Origin of the sequence: Galactobacter caseinivorans (genome assembly GCF_003640665.1) — a bacterium.
Taxonomy (GTDB): Bacteria; Actinomycetota; Actinomycetes; order Actinomycetales; family Micrococcaceae; genus Galactobacter; species Galactobacter caseinivorans.
In genome coordinates this window covers 15,207-41,963 of sequence record NZ_QQXL01000002.1, presented here as the reverse complement: position 1 = coordinate 41,963, position 26,757 = coordinate 15,207, and the positions used below count along the sequence as shown (strand labels likewise).

The 26,757-nt window shown below is 66.9% G+C and carries 23 protein-coding genes and 1 tRNA gene; 12 read left to right on the top strand and 12 right to left on the bottom strand.

Translation table 11 applies throughout. The annotated features are described in order from the left end of the window. Window positions 1-61 precede the first annotated feature (61 nt). Both DWQ67_RS03840 and DWQ67_RS03835 read left to right on the top strand, forming a co-directional pair. Window positions 62-610 carry a TetR/AcrR family transcriptional regulator gene (locus DWQ67_RS03840; RefSeq protein ID WP_121484286.1) on the top strand — a complete coding sequence of 183 codons (549 nt, stop codon included), beginning with the start codon at window positions 62-64 and terminating at the stop codon, window positions 608-610. Next, window positions 607-1,809, top strand: coding sequence for a GDSL-type esterase/lipase family protein (locus tag DWQ67_RS03835; RefSeq protein WP_121484285.1), 1,203 nt, complete (start codon window positions 607-609; stop codon window positions 1,807-1,809). Before DWQ67_RS03840 ends, DWQ67_RS03835 begins: the two co-directional genes overlap by 4 nt. A gap of 520 nt (window positions 1,810-2,329) precedes the next feature. On the opposite strand, the gene DWQ67_RS03825 is transcribed toward DWQ67_RS03835, so the two are convergent. The 3 genes from DWQ67_RS03825 to argG form a co-directional block, all read right to left on the bottom strand. Beyond that, a tRNA-Pro gene (locus DWQ67_RS03825) sits at window positions 2,330-2,403 on the bottom strand. Window positions 2,404-2,643: 240 nt separating this feature from the next. Further along, on the bottom strand, window positions 2,644-3,036 hold the full coding sequence (locus DWQ67_RS03820; protein WP_121484284.1) for an Lsr2 dimerization domain-containing protein: 393 nt from the start codon (window positions 3,034-3,036) through the stop codon (window positions 2,644-2,646). Window positions 3,037-3,381: 345 nt separating this feature from the next. Then, window positions 3,382-4,803, bottom strand: coding sequence for an argininosuccinate synthase (argG, locus tag DWQ67_RS03815; RefSeq protein WP_121484283.1), 1,422 nt, complete (start codon window positions 4,801-4,803; stop codon window positions 3,382-3,384). A 339-nt stretch (window positions 4,804-5,142) separates the two neighbouring features. Between argG and DWQ67_RS13595 the strand changes: the two genes are divergently transcribed. The 3 genes from DWQ67_RS13595 to DWQ67_RS03800 all read left to right on the top strand — a co-directional run bounded on the left by DWQ67_RS13595 (window position 5,143) and on the right by DWQ67_RS03800 (window position 6,538). After that, the gene (locus tag DWQ67_RS13595) at window positions 5,143-5,427 is read left to right on the top strand and encodes a hypothetical protein (protein ID WP_147433609.1); all 285 of its coding nucleotides are present in this window, start codon (window positions 5,143-5,145) and stop codon (window positions 5,425-5,427) included. Beyond that, window positions 5,424-5,867 carry a hypothetical protein gene (locus tag DWQ67_RS03805; RefSeq protein ID WP_121484281.1) on the top strand — a complete coding sequence of 148 codons (444 nt, stop codon included), beginning with the start codon at window positions 5,424-5,426 and terminating at the stop codon, window positions 5,865-5,867. The genes DWQ67_RS13595 and DWQ67_RS03805 overlap by 4 nt, the downstream gene beginning before the upstream one ends. A 68-nt stretch (window positions 5,868-5,935) precedes the next feature. After that, window positions 5,936-6,538: a hypothetical protein gene (locus tag DWQ67_RS03800; protein WP_147433608.1), complete on the top strand. Its 603-nt coding sequence runs from the start codon at window positions 5,936-5,938 to the stop codon at window positions 6,536-6,538. A 766-nt stretch (window positions 6,539-7,304) separates the two neighbouring features. Here DWQ67_RS03800 and der read toward each other — a convergent pair. The 7 genes from der to DWQ67_RS03765 all read right to left on the bottom strand — a co-directional run bounded on the left by der (window position 7,305) and on the right by DWQ67_RS03765 (window position 14,548). Next, window positions 7,305-8,834 (bottom strand): ribosome biogenesis GTPase Der, encoded by a 1,530-nt coding sequence (gene der / locus DWQ67_RS03795; protein ID WP_121484279.1) that lies wholly within the window; start codon window positions 8,832-8,834, stop codon window positions 7,305-7,307. A gap of 124 nt (window positions 8,835-8,958) precedes the next feature. Further along, window positions 8,959-9,651: a (d)CMP kinase gene (cmk, locus tag DWQ67_RS03790; RefSeq protein WP_121484278.1), complete on the bottom strand. Its 693-nt coding sequence runs from the start codon at window positions 9,649-9,651 to the stop codon at window positions 8,959-8,961. A gap of 1 nt (window position 9,652) precedes the next feature. Then, on the bottom strand, window positions 9,653-10,768 hold the full coding sequence (locus tag DWQ67_RS03785) for a prephenate dehydrogenase (protein WP_121484277.1): 1,116 nt from the start codon (window positions 10,766-10,768) through the stop codon (window positions 9,653-9,655). After that, the gene (locus DWQ67_RS03780) at window positions 10,765-12,090 is read right to left on the bottom strand and encodes a pseudouridine synthase (protein ID WP_121484276.1); all 1,326 of its coding nucleotides are present in this window, start codon (window positions 12,088-12,090) and stop codon (window positions 10,765-10,767) included. Before DWQ67_RS03780 ends, DWQ67_RS03785 begins: the two co-directional genes overlap by 4 nt. A 31-nt stretch (window positions 12,091-12,121) precedes the next feature. Beyond that, entirely contained in the window at window positions 12,122-12,781 is a 660-nt protein-coding gene (gene scpB / locus DWQ67_RS03775; protein ID WP_121484275.1) for an SMC-Scp complex subunit ScpB, read from the bottom strand. Beyond that, window positions 12,778-13,647 carry a segregation and condensation protein A gene (locus tag DWQ67_RS03770; RefSeq protein WP_121484274.1) on the bottom strand — a complete coding sequence of 290 codons (870 nt, stop codon included), beginning with the start codon at window positions 13,645-13,647 and terminating at the stop codon, window positions 12,778-12,780. Before DWQ67_RS03770 ends, scpB begins: the two co-directional genes overlap by 4 nt. 55 nt (window positions 13,648-13,702) lie before the next feature. Then, window positions 13,703-14,548 (bottom strand): ParA family protein, encoded by an 846-nt coding sequence (locus DWQ67_RS03765; RefSeq protein WP_121484564.1) that lies wholly within the window; start codon window positions 14,546-14,548, stop codon window positions 13,703-13,705. Between the two features lie 270 nt (window positions 14,549-14,818). Here DWQ67_RS03765 and DWQ67_RS03760 point away from each other — a divergent pair, with 270 nt between their 5' ends. Then, window positions 14,819-16,117 carry a M20 metallopeptidase family protein gene (locus DWQ67_RS03760; RefSeq protein WP_233555897.1) on the top strand — a complete coding sequence of 433 codons (1,299 nt, stop codon included), beginning with the start codon at window positions 14,819-14,821 and terminating at the stop codon, window positions 16,115-16,117. A gap of 119 nt (window positions 16,118-16,236) precedes the next feature. Here DWQ67_RS03760 and DWQ67_RS03755 read toward each other — a convergent pair whose 3' ends face one another. Continuing rightward, the gene (locus DWQ67_RS03755) at window positions 16,237-17,538 is read right to left on the bottom strand and encodes a cation:dicarboxylate symporter family transporter (protein ID WP_121484273.1); all 1,302 of its coding nucleotides are present in this window, start codon (window positions 17,536-17,538) and stop codon (window positions 16,237-16,239) included. A 256-nt stretch (window positions 17,539-17,794) separates the two neighbouring features. On the opposite strand from DWQ67_RS03755, the gene DWQ67_RS03750 reads away from it, so the two are divergent. Both DWQ67_RS03750 and DWQ67_RS03745 read left to right on the top strand, forming a co-directional pair. Further along, window positions 17,795-19,495: a sensor histidine kinase gene (locus DWQ67_RS03750; protein WP_158595356.1), complete on the top strand. Its 1,701-nt coding sequence runs from the start codon at window positions 17,795-17,797 to the stop codon at window positions 19,493-19,495. After that, window positions 19,492-20,247 carry a response regulator gene (locus DWQ67_RS03745; RefSeq protein ID WP_121484271.1) on the top strand — a complete coding sequence of 252 codons (756 nt, stop codon included), beginning with the start codon at window positions 19,492-19,494 and terminating at the stop codon, window positions 20,245-20,247. The genes DWQ67_RS03750 and DWQ67_RS03745 overlap by 4 nt, the downstream gene beginning before the upstream one ends. Here DWQ67_RS03745 and DWQ67_RS03740 read toward each other — a convergent pair. After that, the gene (locus tag DWQ67_RS03740; RefSeq protein WP_121484270.1) at window positions 20,244-22,151 is read right to left on the bottom strand and encodes an AMP-binding protein; all 1,908 of its coding nucleotides are present in this window, start codon (window positions 22,149-22,151) and stop codon (window positions 20,244-20,246) included. The two genes, DWQ67_RS03745 and DWQ67_RS03740, sit on opposite strands and share 4 nt — an antisense overlap. 343 nt (window positions 22,152-22,494) lie before the next feature. On the opposite strand from DWQ67_RS03740, the gene DWQ67_RS03735 reads away from it, so the two are divergent. The 4 genes from DWQ67_RS03735 to DWQ67_RS03720 are packed head-to-tail and all read left to right on the top strand — an operon-like array spanning window position 22,495 to window position 26,757. Beyond that, a complete protein-coding gene (locus DWQ67_RS03735) occupies window positions 22,495-23,166 on the top strand; it encodes a GntR family transcriptional regulator (protein ID WP_121484269.1) in 672 nt (223 codons plus the stop codon). 10 nt (window positions 23,167-23,176) lie between these two features. Continuing rightward, complete coding sequence (locus DWQ67_RS03730; protein ID WP_121484268.1) at window positions 23,177-24,685, top strand: MmgE/PrpD family protein; 1,509 nt, start codon at window positions 23,177-23,179, stop codon at window positions 24,683-24,685. After that, the gene (gene prpB, locus DWQ67_RS03725; RefSeq protein ID WP_121484267.1) at window positions 24,685-25,614 is read left to right on the top strand and encodes a methylisocitrate lyase; all 930 of its coding nucleotides are present in this window, start codon (window positions 24,685-24,687) and stop codon (window positions 25,612-25,614) included. The genes DWQ67_RS03730 and prpB overlap by 1 nt, the downstream gene beginning before the upstream one ends. A gap of 9 nt (window positions 25,615-25,623) precedes the next feature. Beyond that, entirely contained in the window at window positions 25,624-26,757 is a 1,134-nt protein-coding gene (locus DWQ67_RS03720) for a bifunctional 2-methylcitrate synthase/citrate synthase (protein ID WP_121484266.1), read from the top strand.

Sequence of the window (26,757 nt, the reverse complement as noted above, 5' to 3'; positions counted from 1 at the left end):
ACGCGCTTCTCGCGCCCGAATCCGGCTTGTTACTAACTAGTTACTACTATACGGTTGCGGTATGGAAGATGGCAGGGAGACTTCGTCGCGACGCCGGGCACAAGCAGTCGCGGCAGGGTTGGCCGCGTTCGCCGACCATGGCCTGACGACGAGGGCCGTGCACAAGGTCGCCGAGCAGATGGGTGTCTCTCAGACGTATGTGTTCCGACTCTTCGGATCCAAGCAGGCGTTCTTCCTGGCCTGCATCGATGAGCTCGAGGCTCGAATCCTCGGTGTGTTCGTACGGGCCGTAGAAGAGGGCGCGGACTCGACGTTGGAGGAGATGGGAGTCGGGTTTCGCGCCCTGGTTTCCGACGGCACCATAAGCGGCTTCTGGTTCCAAGCGTGTGCGGCTGCCCGAGCCGATGACGCCATCGCCCACAGGTGCCGTGAGGTGATTTCGAACGTGCTGCACCTCGTCCAGAGCACTACGAGCGCCGGTGCGAGCGAACTGGCCGCATTTTTCGGACGGGGCGCACTGGTGATGATGCTGCAAACGCTCGGAGTCGACATGAGCGCGGGAAGCCAAGCCGCTGTCGCGTCGCTGGTCGACGACGGGCGAGTCTCATGAATCCCCTGTTGCTGCCCCTCGTTGCCATTCAGGGCCGCTGGGCCCGCTCTCGAATCGAGGTCCTTCCTGAAGCGGGAGGCCCTACCAGCGGGAGCACAGGGGACGCTGTCGGCACACCCCTGCGCTTGGTCGTGATTGGCGAGTCGACTGCCGCCGGGTGCGGAGCCAGCACCCACGAGGAAGCACTCTCTGGAGCTCTCGCCCGCGCGCTTTCCGAACGCCACGACCGATCCGTGCAGTGGACGGTGCACGGGCGCCACGGCGCCACGATCCGGCGTGTGCGCTACCGAATGATCCCGGAGCTCGGTGCAGGCGTCGATGTGGCGGTACTGCTCATCGGGGCGAACGATGTGCTCAAGCGCACCCCCATTGATCTATGGCGGGAGGACTTGGCGGCGGTCGTGGAATCCCTCGCCACTGCGGCCGAGCGCGTCGTGGTCGCCGGCATTCCACCCTTTGCAGCATTTCCCTCCTTACCCCGGTTGCTGAGGGCATATCTCGCCGAGCGTGGTCGGGCACTCGATGACGCGGCACAAGACGTGTGCGCGCACCGAAAGGGAGTCTCATGGGTTGGCTCGGTCGACCTTGGCGACGCCGGTCCGGACTTCTTCGCGCGAGACGGCTTCCACCCATCGTCCGTCGGATACCAGCATTGGGCGGCGGGCATCGATCGCGGGCTCGGCGAACGCCACGACAAGGGCGAGGCCCTGAACGACGGTCCACCGGGAGTCGAGACGCATCAGCGACAGGCGGCGCCTGAGAGCCTCCCGTTCGTCGACGAGCACAGCGTTGTCATCGCCGCGTCGGTCGCCGACGTCTGGCGCACGCTCACGACGCGCCTGACCGCCTGGGACAATCGCCTGATCACTGTCTACATCGGTGCGATCGGCGGCACTCCGCCGCGCGCAAGAGGTTCGTTCCCCGAGCTGGGCTCTGCGCTCCCGGGGTTCGCCGTGAGCGACGTCGAGCACTCTCGTCGGCTCGTCCTGGCAGGAAGCCACCGATTCGCTCGCTACAGGTTGTCGTTCCTGGTGCAGCCGCAAGGCGACCGCACGCTGATCCGCGCACGCTCTCACTCCGAGTTTCTCGGACTGATCGGCCGGGTGTATCAGGCAGCGGTCATCGGTTCGGGCGCGCACAGAACGCTGATGCGACGCATGCTGCGCTCGGTGAGCCGAGACGCAACCGCCGACGGATGAGCATCCGAGCCTCGAATCGTTGATCTAGGCTCCGCTCGGCACCCCTAGCGGTGGCCCGGGGATAGCGTCAAGCCGCCCGAAGCCTGCCCCTCAACACTTGGCGCTGATGCCCTATCGGCACCGGCGGACCGGCCAGGAGCACTTCTCGGACCCTTCTGGTCCCCTTGTCCACAGGGAAGGCTTCGCGGCGGGTTCCGTTGTCCACGGGCCTAACCCGCCGAGAGCTCGAGGGGAACCAGAAGGGGACCAGAAAAAGCCGCTTCCGGAAACAACAAAACCCTGATGAAAATAGCTTCTCATCAGGGTTTTTCTGTCGGGCTGACAGGATTCGAACCTTCGACCCCTTGCCCCCAGTCAAGTGCGCTACCAAGCTGCGCCACATCCCGATGGTCTTCACACCCGGCTAGGCCGTGCGGAAGGCTCGAGCAGATCGAGCAGATCGAGCAAGTGGACCAGCCAGTGGCCACATCCGGAAACGAGAAAGCCCTGATGAGAATTTCTTCTCATCAGGGCTTTTCTGTCGGGATGACAGGATTCGAACCTGCGACCCCTTGACCCCCAGTCAAGTGCGCTACCAAGCTGCGCCACATCCCGATCACGTTCAACTGCGGAGTAAATCCGCGCTGAACGCCTCGATTAGTCTACCCCATCAAACGCAATGCTCGCGACGCGACCCCTCCCCCGCACGGCCTCTGACACCGCCCCGCATCTGCTCGGATGAGCCCTCCTGATGCGCCGAAGAAGCCTCCGGACAAGGGGCCACGCACGCAGCAGGGGGCGACATCTTCGCGATGCCGCCCCCTGCTGTTTTACTTCAACTTCAAACTACAAACTTCAGCCCTTGGCCTTGGTGTAAGCGTCCAGGATGTTCTGGGCGATGCGCCCCTTCTCACCCACGGTGTAGCCATTCTTCGCGGCCCAGGAACGCACCTTGTCCAGGTACGCCTTGTGCTCGGCGCGCTCGGCCTTTTCGGCAGCAACCTCTTCCGAGCTACGACGGGCGCGGCGCGTGGAGCCGGCCTGCGAGCGGGAAGCAGCTGCCGTACCGGCGGAGGCCTTGGCAATGAACTCTGCCAGGGCACCCTCCAGGGCCTCGCGGTTCTTTGCGCCAAGGTCAATCGAATAGTTCTGATCATTCAGCGAGAAGCGAACGGTGCGAACGTCCTCAACCACATGAGCGTCCAGGTCGTCCCACATCTCTTCAGTCTTGATGATGCGCTTGCCCACGATGAAACCCCTCTGGTTGGATTTAACTTCTGCGGCGGCGAGTTTTCCCGCCCACGTGATCCGGATCGGATAGCTACTGTGCCCCTCGTGCTGGGCCGCTTGATATTAAACATAACGCATCACGATCAACAGATGCAAAAAGAATAGAGACTGACACTAGTATCCCCGCAGTTTCAGCGAGTATCGACCAGCCATTATTTAAAGTGCTCAACATATTGACACATCCCGTCAAGGATGCGCTAGGCCCGCACACGCCGACGGCGCGCCGCACCTCGCAAGGTGACAACGCGCCGTCGGGCAGTGAAAACTACGGCGCTCAGCTGCGCCCCAGACCCTGCAACTAGATCAATCCGTACCGGAATCGAAGGCGGCCAAGTTGCTGGCGGCGTCGATCTCTTCCGGCGTCTTCTCGCCACCGGCGACGATGGCGATGGCTCCGCCAGCCTCCATCTCGCCCACCAGCGCGGCGGTCTCCCCCGCCACGATGCCCTGGGCGGCGTACTGCTCCAGGCGCGAACGGGAGTCGGCAATGTCCAGGTTGCGCATCGTCAGCTGACCAATACGCTCGTCCGGGCCAAACGCCGCGTCACCCACGCGCTCCATGGAGAGCTTCTCGGGGTGGTAGGACAAGTTGGGGCCCTCGGTGTTCATGATCGTGTAGTCATCACCGCGACGAAGACGCAGGGTGACGGAGCCCGTGACGGCTGATGCCACCCAACGCACAATCGCCTCGCGCTGCATCAGCGCCTGGGGATCCAACCAGCGACCCTCGTACATGAGGCGACCCAGCTTGCGGCCCTCATTGTGATAAGTCGCGATGGTGTCTTCGTTGTGGATGGCGTTGACGAGGCGCTCATACGCGGTGTGCAACAAAGCCATACCCGGGGCCTCGTAGATACCGCGAGACTTAGCCTCAATAATGCGATTCTCGATTTGGTCCGTGATACCCAAACCGTGGCGTCCGCCAATCTTATTTGCCTCACGCACCAGGGCAACCTGATCTGTGTATTCCACGCCATTAATGGCGACGGGAACGCCGGCATCAAAGGTGACCGTGACGTCCTCGGTAGCGATGTGCACCGACTCATCCCACGGAGCCACACCCATGATGGGCTCCACGATGGTCACGCCGTTGTAGAGGAACTCCAGATCCTTGGCCTCATGCGTGGCGCCCCAGATGTTCGCGTCAGTGGAGTACGCCTTTTCCGTGGAATCGCGGTAAGGGAAGCCATGGGCAACGAGCCACTCAGACATCTCCTTACGCCCACCCAATTCGTGCACAAACTGAGCGTCAAGCCACGGCTTGTAGATGCGCAGGCTCGGATTGGCCAAAAGACCGTAGCGGTAGAACCGCTCAATGTCGTTGCCCTTATAGGTGGAGCCATCGCCCCAAATGTCCACGCCGTCTTCCTTCATGGCGCGCACCAGCATGGTGCCAGTGACGGCGCGGCCAATCGGCGTGGTGTTGAAGTACGTCTTGCCGCCGGAACGGATGTGGAAGGCGCCGGTCTGAAGAGCGACCAGGCCCTCCTGCACCAGCAACTCCTGGACGTCAACGAGGCGCGCAAGCTCGGCGCCGTATTCCTTGGCGCGGTCAGGGACGGCATCAATATCCGGCTCGTCGGGCTGGCCGATATTGGCGGTATACGTGCAGGGAATGGCCCCCTTGTCACGCATCCAGGCGACGGCGACAGACGTGTCGAGGCCGCCGGAGAAGGCGATGCCAACACGTTCGCCAATGGGCAGAGAAGAAAGGACCTTGGACATAGTTCCCAGCGTAGCGCGGCAGGCGGCCCTGAACCGAGTTGGTGAAGGCCATGCGACAAGTGAGGTGCGTGACGCAGTGCAGGCGCCGTGGGAGTATGACACGTGCAAAACTTTTCAGTGGGGGAAGCCTCCGGGGAATGGCTAGAGGTGGCGCCGCAAGGAATGCTGGTGACCACGGGTCATATAAAGGCCGCGCGCCCTCGATGGCCACTAGGTGCTCGCGATCTGGCGACTGTGCGAGCTGGCGGTAGGCCGATCTCTGCACCGATCATCCTGCCGAAAGGGTTCCGCACTCCCCCGCCAGCCGCGCCCCTCTTCTCTTTCAGCGATCCCAACTGGGTGCCATTCCAGGAGGTACGCTACATCCGCTGCAAGAGCAGAAGCGGCTTTTGGGCCTTCCCGCTCAACGTCTTCATCGTGATCTTCAGCGTCTTTTCGCTCGTCGCCGGCCAAGGCCCCACCTTCGACGGTTTTGAGAGCCGCGGGCCCGCCATCCGCATCAGAATCTGGACGACACGGGGCCAATATTCGCTGACCATTCCGCGCAGGAAGGGCGATGGCTTCACACGTGGCCGCGTCGCTCAGCTTCGCCAGGAGCTGCGACAGCGATCCGGGCTCCGGTGAGCTGGTCTGCCCAGGACCCCGGCTGGGAGCGCGACAGTCCCGGCGCGCTCAGGGACCAGGCGGCGTTGGCGCAGGTGACACAGCGCCGCGGCGTCGGCGAAAAGGTCGCGGCGTTTCGAGGGCCCGACGGCGAGTTGCGGGTCTATTCGCGGGCTCAGGCCGGCACGGCCTGGCTCAAGCGCGCCACCAGTCGCGAGGTCGGCTCACTGGGCGGACTCTGGACGCTGTTGGTCCTGGAAATCGTCCTGTTTGTTGCTTTGGGGAGCGTTGCGATCAGCTACCGGCGTGACTCGGCCGTGACTGGCCTCATGACGGCGCTCACCTTGGTGGTGCTGGCGACTGTGGTGTGGTTAGTAGTGCTGTTGCGCTGGGAAATCCGATCGCGCCGACTCCGGCGGGAAGCCGGACTTCCGGCCCCTGTCGGACGCCGCGTTTCCTAACTGCCCACTGGGGTTCCTCGTTGCCGACAGGCTTCACCGGCCCCGTTTCGCCGAACTATCATGTGTGCATGCTGATTGGACGTGTCGACGGGGCCCGCCTCGAGTTGAGCGCGTCCGGAATGCGGCTGATCGGCTTCAGTGAGTGGCCAGTGCTTCAGCGGGTTGGCAGCGACGGGCGCCCCCTCAAACAAAGCTATGCCGAGCGAGTCGACGCCGTGGCGAAGGAGCAGGGGCCCTGGCAACGGGTGCGCGAGTTCTCTTGGGACGAAGTCACCGCCATGAAAATCAACGTGAATCCACTCAGCAAACCAGCGTGGTTTGGAAAGTTCGACATGGCCGTAGTTCGTGCCGTGGCACAGCAGACCTGGCTGTCAACGCACTTCGTGCTCTGCCCCTTCGGCATCAGTGGCGTGTCCAGCCAACTACCCGACGGGTGGAGCCTTGCACCGCTGGCGGGCTGGGCGGACGTAGTCATCACCACCCGGGCCGGGTCCTGGGTGGCTGCCCTCCCCCTCGACGATGAGGCACGGACAACTCGAGCCGTGGATGCTCACCTTCGCGCGTCCGTCCAAGGCTTCCTCACCAACCCCGCGACCCGCAGTTCGCTCCCCAAGACGTGGCCCACGGGCAGGTTCCGCCCAAGCGTTGAGGGCGTTCGCTTCACACGCTGAAGGGCTCGGGGGTGGCGTCGTCGTCGGGCAAGCAGCCTTGTCGACGAGAAGCAGGGCTCAAGACCGCTCGACGGCGATAAGCCCGCTTCGCCCGCACCGGCTCCGGACGCCAAGCAGCCTTATCGACGAGAAGCAGGACTCAAGACCGCTCGACGACGATAAGCCCGCTTCGCCCGCACCGGCTCCGGGCCTCCCGCTCGAACTCCCCCGCGCCGCCGAGGACCCGAGGACCCGACGCACCCGCGAAGCCAACCACCGACGTCGAGCAAGCAGCCCTATCGACAAGAAGCAGGACTCAAGGCCGCTTCACGGCGATAGCCCGCTTCGCGCGCACCGGCTCCGGACGCCAAGCAGCCCTATCGACGAGAAGCAGGGCTCAAGACCGCTCGACGGCGATAAGCCCGCTTCGATTTCGACGGCGCCGGACCTCCCGCCCGCGCTCCCCCGAGCCCACCAGGACCCGACGCACCCACGGAGCCAACCACCGACGTCGAGCAAGCAGCCCTATCGACGAAAAGCGGGACTCAAGACCGCTCGACGGCGATAGCCCGCTTCGCGCGCACCGGCTCCGGACGCCAAGCAGCCCTATCGACGCGAAGCAGGACTCAAGACCGCTTCACGGCGATAAGCCCGCTTCGCCCACGCCCGCCCGCACCGACCCCGCCCCGGCCCGCCCGGTCCTCGAACCCGCCCCGCCTCCACACCCACGAAAAACGCCGCCGCCCCGTCGAACATTCGACGGGGCGGCGGCGTCTCACGCCAGGGATCAGCGCTTGCGTCCGCGCTTCTCGCGCACGCGCATCTGGATATCGATGGGCGTGCCGCGGAAGTCGAACGTCTCGCGCAGGCGACGCTGGATGAAGCGGCGGTAACCGGGATCAAGGAAGCCGGTTGTGAAGAGCACAAACTTGGGCGGGCGGGCCGAGACCTGCGTGCCGAAGAGGATGCGGGGCTGCTTGCCACCGCGCAGCGGGTGCGGGTGCGCCGCGACCAGCTCGCCTAGGAAGGCATTGAGCTTGCCGGTGGAGATGCGGCGATCCCACGCCTCCAACGCAATGTCCAGGGCGTTGGTGAGCTTGTCCTTGTGCCAACCCGTCTTGGCGGAGAGGTTGATGCTCGGGGCCCACTCCACGTGCTTCAGGTCCTGATCAATCTCCCGCTCCAGGTAACGGCGACGGTCCTCATCCAGCAGGTCCCACTTGTTGAAGGCGAGGACCAGCGCGCGGCCGGCGTCAATGACCTGCTGCAGGATGCGCTGATCCTGCTCGGAGAGCACCTCGTCAACGGCCAGCAGCACCACGGCCACCTCCGCCTTATCCAAGGCGGTGGCGGTGCGCAGGGAGGCGTAGTAGTCCGCGCCCTGTGCCATGTGCTGGCGGCGGCGCAGGCCCGCGGTGTCGACAAAGCGCCAGGTGCGCCCGCCCAGTTCCACGAGCTCATCCACGGGGTCACGGGTGGTGCCCGCAACCTCGTTGACCACCACGCGCTCCTCGCCAGCCAGCTGGTTCAGCAGGGAGGACTTGCCCACGTTGGGGCGGCCAAGCAGCGCCACGCGGCGGGGGCCACCCTCCGGAAGCGGATCGCCGTAGGCGGACTCCTCGGGCAGCTCGTCAAGCACGGCATCCAGCAGGTCACCCGTGCCGCGCCCGTGCAGGGAGGAGACGGGCCATGGCTGGCCAAAGCCGAGCGACCACAGCGCCGCGGCGTCCGCCTCGGTGGACGGACCGTCCACCTTGTTGGCGACCAGGATCACGGGCTTGCCCTTGCGGCGCAGCATCTTCACGACGGCCTCGTCGGTGGCAGTCGCGCCCACGGTCGCGTCCACCACAAAGAGGACGGCGTCCGCCACGTCGACGGCGCGCTCAGCCTGATCGGCGACCATGCGGTCGATGCCCTTGGCGTCAACCTCCCAGCCGCCGGTGTCCACCAGAGTGAAGTCCACGCCGGACCACTCGGCCTCATAGGAGACGCGGTCGCGGGTCACGCCGGGAACGTCCTCAACTACTGCCTCGCGGCGGCCGATGATGCGGTTCACGAGGGTGGACTTGCCGACGTTGGGGCGGCCCACCACGGCCAGCACGGGCGCGACGAAGTCATCCTCTTCCGCGAGGGCTTCCCAGTCCTCGCCGGAGAGGACGGCGGAATCGTCTTCCTCAAGGTCGTAGTCGGCCAAGCCAGCGCGCAGGGAGGCGGCGCGCGCGTCAACCTCTTCCTCGGTCATCGCGGCAAGGCGCTCAGCGACGTCATCCTCGCCGTACTCGCGAAAATCGTCGCCCTGGGGCTCGATGGGGCTCATGGTGTCCTCCCGGACTGCATGTGGGTGGGGTCCGCCCAGCAAGGACGGAACGTATCAGTTTACCGCGCGCCAACGGCTTGCGGGGGTGGGAATCGGGTGAGATGCCCGACGCCGCGTGGGCGGGTCAGGACGCGACGGTCCCGGCCTGCTGGTGGATGGTTGCAAGCACCGCTTGCACGGTCTGTTCAAAGTCCAGGTCTGAGGAATCCACCAGGATGACGCCTTCTGCTGCGTCGGTGAAGTTCACCACCGAGGAGTCCTTGGCGTCCCGCTCGGAGACCTGCTTGGCCAGGGCCTGCGCCGATTGCGTGTTGTTCAGCTCCAGGCCACGGCGCGCCATGCGCACCTCTTCGCGTGCGGTCAACAAGATCCGGGCGTCGGCATCCGGGGCCACCACGGTGGTGGTGTCCCGGCCCTCAGCGACGATGCGCCCGGCCTGCTCAATCGCGGCGCGCTGGCGGCGCACCAAGTTTTCGCGGACCGCCAGGTTGGTGGCGACGGCGGAGACGGACTCGGAGACGCGCGGCTCGCGAATCTGCGCGCTCACCTCCTGGCCGTTGACCACCACACGCTGGCCCTCCGTGGTGACGGAAAGCTCAATGTCTGCCTGACGCACGGCCTCGGCGATGGCCTCCTGATCACCCAGGTCCAGGCCAGATTCGAGGGCGGCAAAGGTCACGGCGCGGTACATGGCACCGGTGTCCAAGTACGCGGCACCCAAGCGGCGCGCCACCTCCTTTGACACGGAGGACTTGCCCGAGCCTGCGGGGCCGTCAATCGCCACGACAAGCGCCTGTTGTGAGTTGGCCTCGCTCATGTCACTGCACCACTTTCCAGTCAAGGGCCGTCAGAGCGGCCACCAATTCGTCTCTTCTGCCAGGCAGGACCTGAACCTCGATGAGGCCCACCTCGTACCCGGCCGAGTGCTCCATGCGCAGGTCCTCGAGGTTGATCCCCGCCTCGCCGATGTCCGCCAGGAGGCGTGCAATCTGCCCCGGCCGGTCATCCACGATGACTCCCACCGTAGCGAAGGACTGCGGGGGCGCACCGTGCTTGCCAGGGATCCGGGATTGCCCCTGATTTCCCTCGCTCATCAGTTGAGCCAGGTCCAAGGTGGCACCCGGGGCCTGCGGATCCTGAAGCGTGGTGATGAGCCTGTCCAGATCCCCGCGCAGCCCCTGAAGAATCGGAAGGAGCTGCCCTGCGTTGTGGGAGAGGATCTGAATCCAGAGCCCGGGATCACTAGCGGCGATGCGAGTGGTGTCCCGCAACCCATTGCCGGCCAAGGCCAGCGCCTCTGCCGGGGCATTGAGCAGGCGAGAGGCCAGCAATGAAGAGGCCACCTGCGGGAAGTGTGAGATCAGGGCCACCGCCTGGTCATGCGCGGCGGCGTCCATCTGGGTCACCGAGGCGCCCAGGTCCGCGCCGGCCGCCTTGGTGACCTTCACTGCATGCGCGGAGCTGCCCTCGTGCGGCACCACCACCCACGGCGCCGCGGTGAAGAGCTCACCGCGAGCCGCCACCGGGCCGGAACGCTCCCGGCCCGCCATGGGGTGGGCTCCCACGTACCGAGCCAACGCCGCGGCGTCGAGCATCTCATCCGCGCGCAGCGCGGCAAGTACCGATCCCTTGACGGAGGCGATGTCGATCACCACCGCGTCGGGGAACTCGCGCAGCGCGGCAGAAACCACGGGCGCCACCACGTCCGGCGGGGTAGCCACGATGACCAGCTCGGGGAGGAAGCCCTCCCCCGCGGCCACCACATGGCCGGCCCCAAGATCCACGGCCACGCGCTGGGCCGTGGGAGAAGCGTCACGCAATCCGACGTCGAGTCCGTGCCGACGCAGACCAAGGGCGGCCGAGGCGCCGAGCAGCCCGGTCCCGATGACCAGGACCGGGCCGGCGAGGTAGCCAGTGGCCGCCTCAGAGATCACAGACCAACCTCTGCAAGCAGGTGGCCAACCTCCTGCTTGCCGAGCTTGCGCAGGCTGCCCTGGCGCTGATCGCCCAGGCGGATGGGGCCCACCTGCAGGCGCACCAGGCGCTGGACCGGGAAGCCGACCGCGTCAAACATGCGGCGCACAATGCGGTTCTTGCCGGAGTGCAAAACGACCTCGATCAGGACGTGCCCGGGCGTGGAGTCAACGAGCTTGAAGGAATCAACCTTTGACCAGCCATCCTCCAGCAGTACGCCGTCTCGCAGCTCCTGACCCACGCCCTTGGGGAACGGCCCGCGGACCTGCACCAGGTAGGTCTTGGGGACCTCGAAGGAGGGGTGAGTCAGGCGGTGCGCCAGCTCGCCATCGTTGGTCAGCAGCAGCAGACCCTCGGTCTCGTAGTCCAGGCGGCCCACGTGGTACAGGCGCTCAGACTGGCCCTCACGCAGGAAGTCGGAGATGTCGCGGCGACCGTCCGGGTCCTTCATGGAGGAGACCACGGAGGCCGGCTTGTTGAACGCAAAGTACACCAGCGACTCATCCAGCTGGATGCGCACGCCGTCCACGTGGACGGTGTCCTCATCCGGCTTCACGCGCACGCCAAGCTCGCGAACGGTCTCGTTGTTGACCTCCACACGACCGGTGAGGATCATCTCCTCGCAGACGCGGCGGCTGGCCACGCCAGCGTGGGCCATGACCTTTTGCAGACGCTCGCCGTCCGGGTTCTCCACGCGAGGCGTGGCCGTCACGGGCTTGCGGGGGCCGCGGCGACGGCGCTTGACCTCGCCAAGGCTCAGGCCAAAACGCTCGCCGGCGAAGGCACGGGGGCCCTGGCCGCGGGAAGCACCCTGGCCGCCAGCGCCCTTGGCACCGGCACCCTTGGCGCCCGGCTTGGAGCCGGACTTGTACCCGGAGCTCTTCGGGGCGCCGCCACGCGGTGCGTCGTCGCGGCGATCGTCGCGGCGGTCATCGCGGCGGTCGTCGCGGCGGTCGTCGCGGCCGCCATCACGGCGATCATCGCGGCTGTTGAAGTCGCGCCCGCCGGAGCGGCGATCGTCGAGGCCGCCATCACGGCGGTCGTCACGACGATCATCGCGGCGATCGTCACGGCTGTTGAAGTCGCGCCCGCCGGAGCGGCCCGCGCCGCCCGTGGGAGCGCCGCCGCGTCCGCGGCCACCGTCACGGCCGCCGTCGCGCCCGCCGTTGCCGCCAAAGTCGTTGCCGGTCCCGCCGCGGGGCGCGCCGGAGCGAGAGCCCTTGCCGGCGGCGTCGCCGCGGCGCCCGCGGGATCCGTCGTGATTGCCGGGCTGTCGAGTCATGTGAATCAAGTCCTGTCTATCTTCGTGCCCCTCATTCGTTGCCGATGATCTCGTCGAGATGCTCGACGCCAGGCAGGAGAGGCGACAGCGGAGGAAGTTCCCCAAGGCTGTCTATGCCTAATCTTTCCAGAAAAGCCGGGGTGGTCCCAAAGAGTGAGGCGCCCGTCTCGTTGTCGACCCCGGATTGCACCACCAAACCACGTGCCTGGAGTGTTCTGACCACCCCTTCGGCGTTGACGCCGCGGATGGCCGCGATGCGTGCGCGGGAGACCGGTTGACGATACGCGATCACGGCCAAAGTCTCCAATGCGGCTTGGGAAAGCCTGGTAGTTTGCCCTCCCAACACCAGCCGACTCACGGCCTCGGCGTGCTCCGCCCGGGCGGCGATACGCCAGCCACCACCGACTCCACGCAGCTCAAAACCGCGCACGCGCCCCGTCCTGGCGCCGTTGGGGGCCAACCCGTCATAGTCAGCGCGCAGCTGGTGGATCAGCTCATCCACCCGCACGGGCGCCCATTCCAGGGCCGCCGCCAGCTCATCGATGCTGGCGGGGGCATCCAGGACCATCAGCACGGCCTCCAACGCCGCCAGCTGATCCTCCCGCTCCTGCTCCTGCCGTTCCTGCTCCTCCGGGTCGGTTCCCCGCCCGCTTGCGTCCGCAGCCGGGCGCTCCGGGGTGATCTCGCTCATGTTTCCTCCTGCCGTTGGCGCTCCCGGGCCTCCGGGTCGCCGTCGTACTCCTCGATGGAGCCGCCGGGCGTCCATTCGGTGCGCTCCAGCCAGCTGACCACCAACTCCGCCAGGGGTGCCACCTGCTCAAAGCCCACGGCGCGGTCGCGGTACATCTCCAGCAGGGCAAGGAAGCGCGCGATGACCACCAACGAGGCCTCTGAGTCCTCGGTGAGTTGGGTGAAACTGAGCGTGCCCGCCTCGCGGAGCCGGGCGCCCACGATCGCCGCCTGTTCACGCACCGAGACGGGTTGGGCATGGATGTGGGTGACGTCAACGTGGTCCGGCTCCGCCTCTCGCGGCGCCATGGCACGGGCGGCCAGTGCCGCGAGCTGCTCCGGGGTGGTGGTGAAGACGAGTTCCGGCAGGTGGCTGGTGACGTCGGGGTCATCCGCGGCCACCTGGCGCGGGATGTGCGCGGACCCTGTCTCCATCAGCGCGGCGATGGTGCCGGCCGCCTCCTTGAACGCCCGGTACTGCAGCAGGCGGGCAAAGAGCAGGTCGCGGGCCTCCAGTCGCGCGATATCCTCCTCGTCCTCCACCTCGCCGTGGGGCAGCAGGCGCGCCGCCTTCAGATCAAGCAGGGTGGAGGCCACCACCAGAAACTCGGTAGTTTCGTCCAAAATGCGCCCGCCCATACCGCCAGCCAGCGCGCGCACGTGGGCAATGAACTCATCGGTGACGGTGGCCAGGGCCACCTCGGTGATGTCCAGGCTGCGCTTGTTGATCAGGCCAAGCAACACCTCAAACGGCCCGGAGAAATTTTCCAGCCGCACCTGAAAGTGCGGCAGGTCAGAGGAGGCGTCCGGCGCCGCGGGGAGGCTCATGCGCGACGGCGCGGGGAACGCGTCGTCGTGGGCTTGGCGGTCGCCAGGCCTGCGATCACGGCGCTCCGCCGCGCGCGATCAGCTCCTGGGCCAGGCGGCGGTAGGCGGCGGCACCGGCGTGGGCGGGTGCGAAGGAGGTGATGGGCTCTGCCGCGACGGTGGCGTCCGGGAACTTCACGGTGCGACGGATGACTGTCTCAAAGAGCTTGTCGCCAAACGCCTCATCCAAGCGGCCAAGCACCTCGCGGGCGTGCAGGGTGCGCTGGTCATACATGGTGGCCACCACGCCGTCGATCTGCAGGGCCGGGTTGATGCGGTCCTGGACCTTGTCGATGGTCTCGGTGAGCAATGCCACGGCTCGCAGCGCAAAGAACTCCGCGGTCAGCGGGATGATGACTCCGTGAGATGCGGCCAACGCGTTCACGGTCAGCAGGCCAAGGGAGGGCTGGCAGTCAATCAGGATCACGTCGTACTGATCCGCGACCTTGCGCAGCTGCGAGGCCAGGACCTGCTCGCGCGCCACCTCGTTGACCAGTTGCACCTCCGCAGCGGAGAGGTCAATGTTGGCCGGGAGCAGATCCACGTTCTCCACCGAGGTGGTGAGGATGGCCTCCTTGATGTCCGCCTGGCGATCCATCAACACGTTGTAGACCGTCAGGTCAAGGTCATGCGGGCTGACCCCAAAGCCGGCGGAGGCCGCACCCTGGGGGTCAAAGTCCACGACCAGCACGCGGCGGCCGAACTCGGCGAGCGCGGCGGCGAGGTTGATGGTGGAGGTGGTCTTACCCACCCCGCCCTTCTGGTTCACCATGGCGATGATGCGGGCTGGGCCGTGCTCGGTGAGGACGGATGGCTCTGGCAGGGTAGAAAGCGGCCTCCCCAGTGCGTTGATCTCTCGCATCCCCCCGGGGGCGGGGACGCGGCCGAAGGCGTTGGGATCCGTCACGATGCTCCTCACTGCGTCTGTGTGTCCGGACTTGCGCAGGGTTCCGGGCGTCTTCCAGCCTAGTGTGAAAACGGGGCGCCCCGGCGCAGAACTTGACCCTGCGGCGAGCCTTGACCCTGAACCTGAACTCGAAGGTAGTGGCGCGCGAGGGTGGCTTTGTTGGGCCGCGCAGGGCACGCTCTAGGTGTTGTCCCGCTCCCCCGTCCGGCGACGAAAGGCCCCCTTGTGCAGCACTCCGCCCCCTCCTCAGCGTCCGTTCCCTCCGAGCCACGCCTCCTTGACGCCCAGCTGCGCCAGCGCCTGGAGCGCAGCGTGGAGGAGCACACCGAGCAACTGCTGCAGCTGCGCCACGAGCTGCACGCGCATCCCGAGACGGGCCTGGAGCTGGAGTGGACCGCGGCCAGGGTGCGCCGCGAGTTTGAGGCGTTGGGCCTGGAGATCACGGATGCGCGGGACGTGGGCGGCTTTGTTGCGGTGCTCAGGGGCGGCGCAGCTCAGGCGGCACCGCCCGAGCGGGAGCGCGGACTGGTCCTGTTACGAGCGGACATGGACGCCCTGCCCCTGACCGAGGAGACGGGCCTTGACTACGCCTCCACCAACGGCGCCATGCATGCCTGCGGTCACGACCTGCACATGGCCGGCCTCGTGGGAGCGGCCAGGGCCCTGCACTCGGTGCGGGAGTCCCTGATCGGTGACGTGCTGTTTTTCCTCCAGCCGGGTGAGGAGGGGCACGACGGCGCCCGGTACATGATCGAGGGCGGCCTCCTGGAGGCGGCCGGTCGGCTTCCCGATCACGCCTACGGCATTCACGTGTGGTCCGGGCTCTACCCGGCGGGCACGGTGGCGTCCAGGCCTGGACCGCTCATGGCGTCCTCCGACGTGCTTGAGGTGACGGTGCACGGCAAGGGCGGCCACGGTTCCGCTCCCTTCCTGGCGGCGGACCCGGTCCCTGTCATTGCGGACATGATCACGCAGTCCCACGTCCTGATCACGCGCACCACCAACACCTTTGACCCCGTGGTGGTCACCTGCGGCAGCGTGCAAGCCGGGACCACCTCCAACATCATCCCGGAGCGCGCCCTGGCCAAGTTCACCGTGCGCGCCTTCAGCGACGCCGGGCGCGAGGCCATCTTGGCCCGGCTCAAGCAACTCTTTGAGCACCTGGCTGCAGCGCACGGTATGCGATGCGAGGTGGAACACCCGCAGGCCTACCCCACCACGGTGAACGACGCCGCTGAGACGGACTTTGCGCGTCAGGTCACCGAGGAGATCTACCCCGGCGCCTGGGCGCCCATGGAGCACCCCGTCGGAGCCGCGGAGGATTTTTCCCGGGTACTCCAGGCCATCCCCGGCGCCTACCTCTTTGTCTCCGCCGTCCCGGAAGGCACCGATGCCGCCAGCGCCCCCATGAATCATTCCGCCCTGGCCCACTTCAGCGACGACGCGGTGCCGCGTGCGGCGCTCCTGCTGGCCAGCCTGGCCGCCACCCGGCTCGGAGGCACCGATCCCACCCCCGCGTCGTAAACGCCAGCGCCCCGCTCACCCCCGCACTAGGCGGAAGGTGGCCGGGGCGTCGTCGGGCAGGAAAACCGTGAAGGTACCCACCGCGGATCAGCGCTAGATCAGATCAGTGCTGGATCAGATCAGTGCTCAATGAGGGAGGCCTCGTCGAAGGGGGACTCGCGATTCAGCGTGGCCTTGGCCTGGGCGATGTCCAGCTCGCCGGTCCACTTGCCCACCAGGAAGGTGGCCACGGCGTTGCCGGTGAAGTTGGTCAGTGCGCGGGCCTCTGACATGAACTTGTCGATGCCCACGACCACGCCCATGCCGCCCAGCATCTCTGGCTTGTGTGCCTCCAGGCCGGCAGCAAGGGTGGACAATCCGGCGCCGGAGACGCCTGCGGCGCCCTTGGCGGCGATGATCATGACCACCAGCAGGCCAATCTGCTCGCCGAGCGCCAGCGGCTCGCCCATCGCGTTGGCCACAAAGAGGGCGGCCATGGTCAGGTAGATCGCGGTGCCGTCCAGGTTGAAGGAGTAGCCCGTCGGAACCACCACACCCACCACCGGCTTGGACACACCGGCGTGCTGCATCTTGCCTATCAGGCGCGGCAGCGCGGACTCGGAGGATGAGGTGGAGAAGATGAGCAGGTACTCGCGACCGAGGTAGCGCATCATCTTGAAGATGTTCAGGCCGGTCACGCCGCGCAGCAGCGAGCCAAGGATGACCACGATGAAGATGGCGCAGGTGAGGTAGAAGGCGCCCATCAGGATCAGCATGGAGCCAATGGCTCCCCAGCCGGTCTTGCCAACCACAGCGGCGATGGCACCGAAGGCGCCAATGGGGGCAACCCACATGATCCAGCCCATGACCTTCAAGACGATGGACTGCACACGCTCAAGCATGTCTAGCACCGGGGCCCCGCGGGTACCGAGACTCTGCAACGCAAACCCCACCAGCAGGGCGACAAAGAGCGTGGGCAGGACCGGGATGGAGCCCGGGATGATGTCAAAGATCAGCTCCCAGCCGCCGTGGTTGGCGGACTTGGCCGGATCATAGGCAGAGAGCTGCAGGTTCTCGCCGGGGTGGATCACGTTGCCAACCACCATGCCGATGACCAAGGCGAAGGTGGACATGATCAGGAAGTACACCAGCGCCAGGCCGCCGACCTTGCCGACCGTCGCGGCCTGGGCGATGTGGCCCACGCCCGTGACGATGGTGCAGAAGATGACCGGCGCAATGATCATCTTGATCAGCGCGATGAAGAGGTCCGCGAGCGGCTGGAAGCCGGAGGCGTCCTTGCCCATCAGCAGGCCAGCCACGATGCCGGCGATCACCGCGATGATCACCGCAATGTAGAGCCAGTGGGACCGATCCTTGCGGGGGGCCTTGGCTGGGGCTGGGGCCGAGCCGGGCCCCGGCTGGTTGTCCTGCGTCGTGGACATGATGCTCCTGAAGGGTTGTGCTGTGATGAGTGATACCGCGCGGGCCAACACACCTTTGAGTGTGTCCGGCGTCACGTGGGAACTGATCCATGGTGCGATGTACCAGGGCAACGGGCCACTTGCGTTCATAGAGTTCTTCGCGGACGTCCTGGTCGGAGGGCGCTGCGGCGACTGGAATCCGTGGCCCGGGCCATGCGGTCCATACTGGAGGGCGGCCCCGGCGCGGGGTCGCGAGAGCAACGAGGGGGTAGCGCCGGTGCGTTCATGGAGCCTTGCGCGCAGGCTGCTGGTGGCCCAGTGGGCGCTCCTGACGCTGATCACCTCGTTCGCGGTGATCGGTTCCTTCCTTCAAACGCGCGACGCCGCCTTCCGGTCAGAGTCCGCTTCCTCCCTGGCCGTGGCCCAGCTGGCCGCGGACGACCCACGCGTGGCAGCCGCCTACCGCTCCGCGGATCCAGGGGCCCAGCTCCAACCCATCTCCGCCCGGATCATGACCCAGACCGGCTCCGCGTTCGCCACCTTCCTTGACCGCGAGGGCACCCGACTGACCTATCACCGCCCCGGATATGAGGGCACGCACTACTCCGGGACCATCACCGAGGCGCTCGCCGGCCGTGGCTTCACGGAGACCAGCAGCACCGCCACCGCTGGACTCTCCGTCCGCGCCGTGGTGCCGGTCTTTGACGAGGGCCGGGTGGTGGGCGCCCTGACCGTGGGCACCGAGGTGGGCGCCGTCTCCGTCCTTGCGGCGTCCGGGGTTCCGCTGACCCTTGGCATCGCCGCCTGCCTGGCCCTGGTCATGGGATTCCTCTCCTGGTGGGCCGCGCGATACCTGCGCCGGGTGACCGCGGGGCTGGGTCCGGAGGCGCTGGCCCGCCACTTCGCCGTGGCGGACGCCGCCCTGCTCTCCGTGGACGAGGGCATTGTCATCAGCGACGCGCACGGCCGCATTGTGTTTCACAACCGCGCCGCAGATGCGCTGTTGCACTTGCCCAGCGCCGAGGACGAGCCGGACACCCCCAGCGGCCTTGACCCACAACGGCTGGGCCTGCCAGAGCCCATCGCCGAGCTCATCGCGTCAGGGCGGCGGGCGGAGGACGAGGCGCACAGCGTGGGACGGCGCGTGGTGGTACTGCGCCAACAGCCCCTGCGCCGCCGGGTGGGCTGGGCTCGCAGCGAGCGCGGCGCTGACACCGCCGCTGGAGCGGGCGCTGTGCTGACCGTGCACGATCACACGGCGGTGCAGTCCCTGGCCGGCGAGCTGGCGAGCACCCGGTCCCTCACCTCCGCACTCAGGGCCCAAAACCACGACCACGCCAACCGGCTGCACACGCTGCTTGGCCTGCTGGAGATTGACCGAGCGGAGGACGCCCACGCCATGCTGCGCCAGAGCGTGCGCCGGGACGGCACCACGCAGTCCGCCGCCGTGGAGGGTGACGTGGTGCTCACCGCCCTGGCGCGGGCCAAGAGCGCAGAGGCCGCGGAGCGCGGCGTCGAACTGCAGACGGCCCTGCGCCTCGGCGAGGGCACCGCGTTGCCTCCCGCCGAGGCGGTGGCGATCTTTGGCAATCTTCTCGACAACGCGATCGACGCCGCTGAGGGCGCGCCCGACGCCGACTCGCGCTGGGTGCGCCTCGAGGCGGGGATCGAGAGTTCCGAAGCGCAGCAAGAAACCGGGCCGCCGAAGGGGGCAGCTTCGCCAGCGGGGCCCGGAGCGGGATCTCGCTGGTTGGTGGCCACGGTGGCGGACGGCGGCACCGGCTTCAGCGCGGACGACGCCGAGCGCATCTTTGCCGCCGGATTCTCCACCAAGGCCGCGGGACCGGGCGGGCGCGGGCAGGGGCTCGCGATTGTCGCGCATGCCGTGGGGCGTCTGGGCGGGACCATCAGCGCGGCCGCCGATTCCGGCACGGTCTTCACGGTCGAGGTCCCGCTGCCCAGCAAGGAGGAGGCATGAGCGCCCTGCGAGTCATGATCCTGGAGGACGATCCGGTGACCGCCTCCGTCTATGAGGAGTACCTGCGCCGCCTCCCAGGGGTGAAGCACGTACACACCGCCGGGACTCGCAAGGCAGCGCTGCTGTACCTGGTGGGGCGCTGGCGCGTGTACGCGGACTTTGGTGTGGACCTGCTCCTGGTGGACATGAACCTGCCGGACGGGCACGGCTTGGACGTGCTGCGCCATCTGCGCTCGGCCGGCTGGGCCGGCGGCGCCGTGGCCCTGACCGCCGCCTCAGATCGGCAGGTGGTGCGCGCCGCAGTGGCCCTTGGTATGACCCACTACCTGCTCAAGCCCTTCACCTTTGATGAGTTTGCGGCACGAGTGGGCGGCTACAGGGAGCTGAGCCTACGCCTCGGCGAGCGCGGAGAGGTCCCGGATCAGGAGCAGCTGGATCGGATCTTTAACCACGATTCCCCGCGCGGAACGGAACTGCCCAAGGGACTCACCGCGGAGACGCTGACCCGCGTGGCGGACGCGCTCGCGGCGTCGACCGGTTCAGCAGGCACCGGTTCGGCAAGTACCGGTTCGGCGAGTACCGGCGCCCTCAGCGCCACCGAGCTGGGGCAGCTCACCGGGCTGTCCCGTGTGACGGCCCGCCGCTACCTGGAGCACCTGGTGGAGACGGGCAGGGCCAGCCGGGCGCCGCGGCACGGCACCCCTGGTCGGCCAGAGGTGGAGTATTCGACACGTCAGGGCGGGAGCCGCTAGGCCCGCGGTCGCAGCACCCCCATCAGCTCGTCCAGAACGGCCGGGTCCTCGATGGTGCTTGGCACCGCATAGTCCTCGCCGTCCGCCATCTGACGCATGGTCTTGCGCAGGATCTTGCCGGAGCGCGTCTTGGGCAATCCCTGCACCACACGCACCTCTTTGAAGTCCGCGACCGGGCCAATTTCTTGCCGCACCAGGGCCACCAGTTCCTGCGCCAGCGCGTCCTCCTGGATGTGGGCGCCGGCCTTGAGCACCACGTAGCCGGAGGGGCGCTGGCCCTTGAGCGGATCTGCCACGCCAATCACGGCGCACTCCGCCACGGCGGGGTGGGAGGCCACCACTTGTTCCATGGCGCCGGTGGAGAGGCGATGACCGGAGACGTTGATGACGTCATCGGTGCGGCCCATCACAAACACGTAGCCGTGCCGGTCCACGTGCCCGGAGTCCCCTGTGGCGTAATAGCCGGGGAAGGTGGACAGGTAGGAATCCACGTAGCGTTGGTCGTTTCCCCAGAGGGTCGTGAGCGTTCCTGGCGGCAACGGCAGCCGCAACGCAATGTTGCCCTCCGTACCCGGCTCAGCCACCGGCTGGCCCATGGCGTCCAGGATCTCCACGCCGTACCCGGGCACCGGCCACGTGGGCGAGCCAAGCTTTACCGGCTGCGGATCCATGCCGAAGGGATTGGCGGCGATGGGCCATCCCGTCTCCGTCTGCCACCAGTGATCGATGACGGGCACACCAAGCACCTTCGCGGCCCATTTGGCGGTATCCGGGTCCAGGCGCTCGCCGGCGGCAAAGAGGGCGCGCAGCCCGGAGAGGTCGTAGTCCCGGACCAGCAGGCCCTCTGGGTCTGCCTTGCGGATGGCACGCAGCGCCGTGGGGGCCGTGAAGAGCACGCGCGCCCGGTACTGCGCGGTCAGGCGCCAGAAGGCGCCGGCGTCCGGGGTGCCCACCGGCTTGCCCTCGTACAGAACCGTGGTCGCGCCCACCAGCAGCGGCGCGTAGACGATGTAGGAGTGCCCCACCACCCATCCCACATCCGAGGCGGTGAAGATGCTCTCCCCCGGGCCCACCCCGTAGATGTTCTCCATGGACCAGGCCAGGGCCGTCGCGTACCCGCCGGTGTCCCTCACCACGCCCTTGGGAGCACCCGTGGTGCCAGAGGTATAGAGGATGTAAAGCGGGTGCGTACTCTCTACGCTCACCGGTGCAGCGGGTTCGGCCGCGGCGCGCAGGGTTTCCGTGTCATGCCAGGAGGTCCCAGGGACCATCTGCTCGACGTCGCTCAGAGACGTCGCGAATCCGTCGCGTTGGGTGACCAGGACGTGGGAGACGCTGTGCTTGGCCAGGGAGAGGGCCTCCGCTACGGCGGGCAGGTACTCGATCCTGCGACTGGGTTCCACGCCGCCGGTGGCGGTAATGATCGCGGACGGGGCCGCGTCATCGATGCGACTGGCGAGCTCCCGCGGCGCAAAGCCTCCAAAGACGACGGAGTGGACAGCGCCGATCCGGGCGCAGGCCAGCATGCCGATGAGTGCGGCGGGGATCATGGGCAGGTAGAGCACTACCCGGTCCCCCACGCCCACCCCGAGGTCTCGCAGGGCGCCTGCGGTGGTGGCGACTTCGTCGAGGAGCTCGGAGTAGCTGTAGCTGCGCTGCACGCCTAGCACGGCCGAGTCATAGATCAGCGCGGCCTGATCTCCCCGCCCGGCGGCGACGTGGCGGTCCAGTGCGTTGAAGGTCAGGTTGAGCCGTCCGTCACCGAACCAGCGATACAGGGGTGCGTTGGTGGCGTCCACCCCGGTGGTGGGGGCGCGGTCCCAGTCCAGGGCGCGGGCGGCGTCCAACCAAAAGCCGTCCGGATCCTCTTCGCTGCGGCGGTAGGCCTCTGCGTAGTTAGTCATGATGACCCTCTCTTGTCCTTGCCTGCATCCGAACTGCTCAACAAGCCGCACCGCACAAACAGCACAGCCCGCCCAAAAAGTACCCACCTCCGGAAATGGACCGCGGGTCCATATCCACCGCCGGACCCGCCCGCAAAATGGACCGCGGGTCCATTTCCGCCGGAAGGTGCCAGCCCGCATATGGACCGCGGGTCCATTTCCGTGGCGTACGTCACGCTACCCTTCCTGCATGTATACAGCATATCGGTCATTCGGGCGCAAGAGCTCAAACGAACTGCCGGTAAACACCGACAAGCACCAGATCCCCTGTCCCTTCTGCGATCGATATGTATACACTGAGAGGGTGAAAGCTAGCGACCGTGCCTATGACGCCCTCCGGCGGGACATTGTCGAGTGGCGCCTAGCACCCGGCACCGCCCTCCCAGAGGTGGAGCTCGGCGAGCGCTTGGGAGTTTCCCGTACCCCGGTCCGTGAGGCGGTCGCCCGCCTGGTCGCGGACGGCCTTGCGACGCAGCAGGGCGGGCGCGCCGTCGTTTCCGACGTCTCCATCGACTCCGTGGATCACCTCTTTGAACTACGCCAAGCGCTAGAGGTGACCGCCGCGCGCTGGGCGGCCCAGCGCGGCTCGCGCGCAGTCTTTGAGGACCTCGCGGTGAGGTTCGAGCAGGCGCAGGACACAGCGTCGTCGGCCCCTGTGCGCTATTACGAACTGGCCGCAGAACTGGATGCCAGCCTGGACCAGGCCGTGGGCAACCCCTACCTGGCGCAGTCCCTGCGAACGCTGCGCGTTCACCTAGCGCGCGTGCGGAGACTGTCCCAAGACCAGCCGGAGCGGCTGTTGGCCTCCGCCCGCGAGCACGCGGCGATTGCCCGCGCCGTGGCCGCCGGGGACGCCGACCTGGCAGCGGCGGCCACCGTGATGCACCTGCATCACTCCCATGCCCACATCAAAACCCACTCGCAGGGCCGCCAGGCCGTGCGTACCCCTGTTGCGGCCCAGCCGGCCGCTCGTTGAGAGGAACAGCATGATCAATCACACCGTGCGCGTCTACCGTAGCGACGAGAACCTGCCCCGCGAGGAGCAGTTGGCCCACAAGATCGCGACGATTGCCGCAGATCCCGTCGCCGTTGATCCCGACGTGGAAGAGATGGTCATCAACCGCATCATCGACAACGCCTCCGTGGCGATTGCCTCCCTGAACCGCGCCCCGATCGTCTCCGCCCGCGGCCAAGCTCAGGCGCACCCCGTCACCACGGGCGGCGAAGGCGGCAAGGTCTTTGGCACCGACGAGCCAGTGGCCGTGGAGTGGGCCGCGTGGGCCAACGGCGTGGCCGTGCGAGAGCTTGATTATCACGACACCTTCCTGGCGGCGGAGTACTCCCACCCCGGTGACAACATCCCGCCGATCCTGGCCGTGGCCCAGCACGTGGGCTCCACCGGCCACGACCTGATCCGTGCCATCGCCACCGGCTACGAGGTCCAGGTGGACCTCGTCAAGGGCATCAGCCTGCACGCGCACAAGATTGACCACGTGGCTCACCTTGGCCCCTCCGCCGCAGCCGGGCTCGGCACCCTGCTCCACGCCGACGTGGAGACCATCTTCCAGGCCGTGGGCCAGGCGCTGCACACCACCACCGCCACCCGCCAGTCCCGCAAGGGCGAGATCTCCACGTGGAAGGCCCACGCCCCGGCGTTCGCCGGCAAGATGGCCGTGGAGGCCATGGACCGTGCGTTGCGCGGGCAGACCTCCCCCGTGCCGATCTACGAGGGCGAGGACGGCGTCATTGCTTGGATGCTGGATGGCAAGGACGCCAACTACACGGTGCCCCTCCCCGAGTCTGGGGAAGCCAAGCGCGCCATCCTGGATACCTACACCAAGGAGCACTCCGCGGAATACCAGGCGCAGGCCTGGATTGACCTGGCCCGCAAGCTGGGCACGGAGCACCCGGAGGTCAAGGATCCGGCCAACGTCAAGGCCGTGGTGCTGCACACCAGCCACCACACTCACTTCGTGATCGGCTCCGGCGCTAACGACCCGCAAAAGTACGATCCCACCGCCTCCCGCGAGACGTTGGATCACTCCATCCCCTTCATCTTCGCGGTAGCACTGCAGGATGGCGCGTGGGATCACGTGGTCTCCTACTCCCCCGAGCGCGCGGGCCGCGCGGACACCGTGGAGCTGTGGCACAAGATCACCACCGCGGAAGATTCCGAATGGACGCGCCGCTACCACTCACTGGACATCAGCGAGAAGGCCTTTGGCGGCCGCGTGGAGATTGAGCTCAACGACGGCTCCAAGATTGTGGACGAGATCGCTGTGGCGGACGCGCACCCGTTGGGCGCGCGGCCCTTTGGGCGGGCGGACTACATCAACAAGTTCCGCACGCTTGCCGAGGGCAAGGTCGCCCCGGAGGAGATTGACCGTTTCATCGCCGCGGCGGAGAACGTGGCCTCGCTGGGCGCAGGTGAGTTGGGCCAGCTCAACATCGTGGCCTCCGTGCCCCTGGAAACCTCCCCGAAGGGCCTGTTCTAATGCTGTATTCAAACAAGACTCCCGCGCAGAAACGCCTGGATCTGCGGGCCATGCTCCAGCGCGGCGGCGCCGCGCAGTTCCCCGGGACGTTCACGCCGCTTGGCACCAAACTCATCCAGGAGCAGGGCTTTGCCGGGGTGTACATCTCCGGTGCAGTGCTCGCCAATGAGTTGGGCCTGCCGGACGTGGGCCTCACGACTCTCACCGAGGTGGCCCAGCGCGGCATGCAGATTGCCCGCAGCACGGACCTGCCTTGTGTCATTGACGCGGACACCGGCTTTGGTGAGCCCATGAACCTGGCGCGCACCATTCAGGAGTTTGAGGACGCAGGCCTGGCTGGCGCGCACATCGAGGACCAGTTCAACCCCAAGCGCTGCGGTCATCTAGACGGCAAGAACATGGTGGACCTGGACACGGCCATCAAGCGCATTGCCGCCGCGGCGGATGCCCGTCGCGACCCCAACTTCTTGATCATGGCACGCACCGACCTGCGCGGCGTGGACACGTTGGGCGCCACGATCGAACGCATCAAGGCGCTGGTGGAGGCCGGCGCGGACGCCATCTTCCCAGAGGCCCTGAAGGACCTCTCCGAGTTCAAGGCCGTCTGCGATGCGGTGGACGTGCCGGTGTTGGCGAACATGACGGAGTTTGGCAAGTCTGAGCTCTACACCCGCGAGCAGCTGGCCTCCGCCGGCGTCGCCATGGTGATCTACCCCGTCACGCTGATGCGTTCGGCAATGGGCGCCATGGAACGCACTTTGGCAACGATCAAGGCCGACGGTACCCAAGAAGGCGCTGTGCCTGACATGCTGACAAGAGCACGGCTGTACGAGCTGGTGGATTACGAAGGCTACAACCGCTTCGACAATGGCATCTTCAACTTCCGGGTGCCCACCACCGACATCGACACCAACAACGCCAACCTCTGAGGAGTTCCCATGAGTGAAATGAAGAAGGGCCTGGCCGGGGTCGTCGTTGACTACACCGCGGTCTCCAAGGTCAACCCCGAGACGAACTCCCTCTTGTACCGCGGCTACCCGGTGCAGGAGCTGGCGGCGCAGAAGAGCTTTGAGGAGGTGGCGTTGCTGCTCTGGAACGGGGAGCTGCCCACCCCGCAGGAGTTGGCCGCCTTTACGGAGACGGAGCGTGCCGGCCGCGAACTGGCGCCCAATATCAAGGCGGCCATCGACCTGCTGCCGCTGGATTGTCACCCCATGGACGTGGGCCGCACGGCTGTGTCCGTGATGGGCGCCAATGACGAGCAGACGGCTGATTCGAGCCCCGAGGCGGAGCTGGCCAAGGCCAAGCGCCTCTTGGCCGCCTTCCCGGCTGTGGTGGCCTACGATCAGCGCCGCCGCCGTGGCCAGGATCTGGTGGAGCCACGCGAGGACCTTGATTACGCGCAGAACTTCCTCTGGATGACCTTCGGTGAGGAGGCGGCCCCCGAGGTGGTGGACGCCTTCCGCGTCTCGATGGTCCTCTATGCGGAGCACTCCTTCAACGCGTCCACCTTCACGGCGCGCGTGATCACTTCCACCCTCTCGGATCTGCACTCAGCGGTCACCGGTGCCATCGGCGCCCTCAAGGGCCCGCTGCATGGCGGCGCCAACGAGGCCGTGATGCACACCTTCGACGAGATCGGCATTCGCAAGGAGGAGACCCGCGAGGAGGCCGCCGCCCGCGCCAAGGCATGGATGGAGGACGCCCTGGCTCAGAAGAAGAAGGTCATGGGCTTTGGCCACCGCGTGTACAAGCACGGCGATTCCCGCGTGCCGACCATGAAAGCCGCGCTGGACAAGATGATTGAGCACTTTGACCGTCCGGAGATGCTGGGTCTCTACGACGGTCTGGAGCAGGCCATGGACGAGGCCAAGTCCATCAAACCGAACCTGGACTACCCGGCCGGGCCCACGTATCACCTCATGGGCTTTGACACGGATATGTTCACCCCGCTCTTCATCGCCGCCCGCATCACCGGGTGGACCGCGCACATCATGGAACAGCGCGCCGCCAACGCTCTGATCCGCCCGCTCTCTGAGTACAACGGCCCGGACGAGCGTCACCTGAGCTAG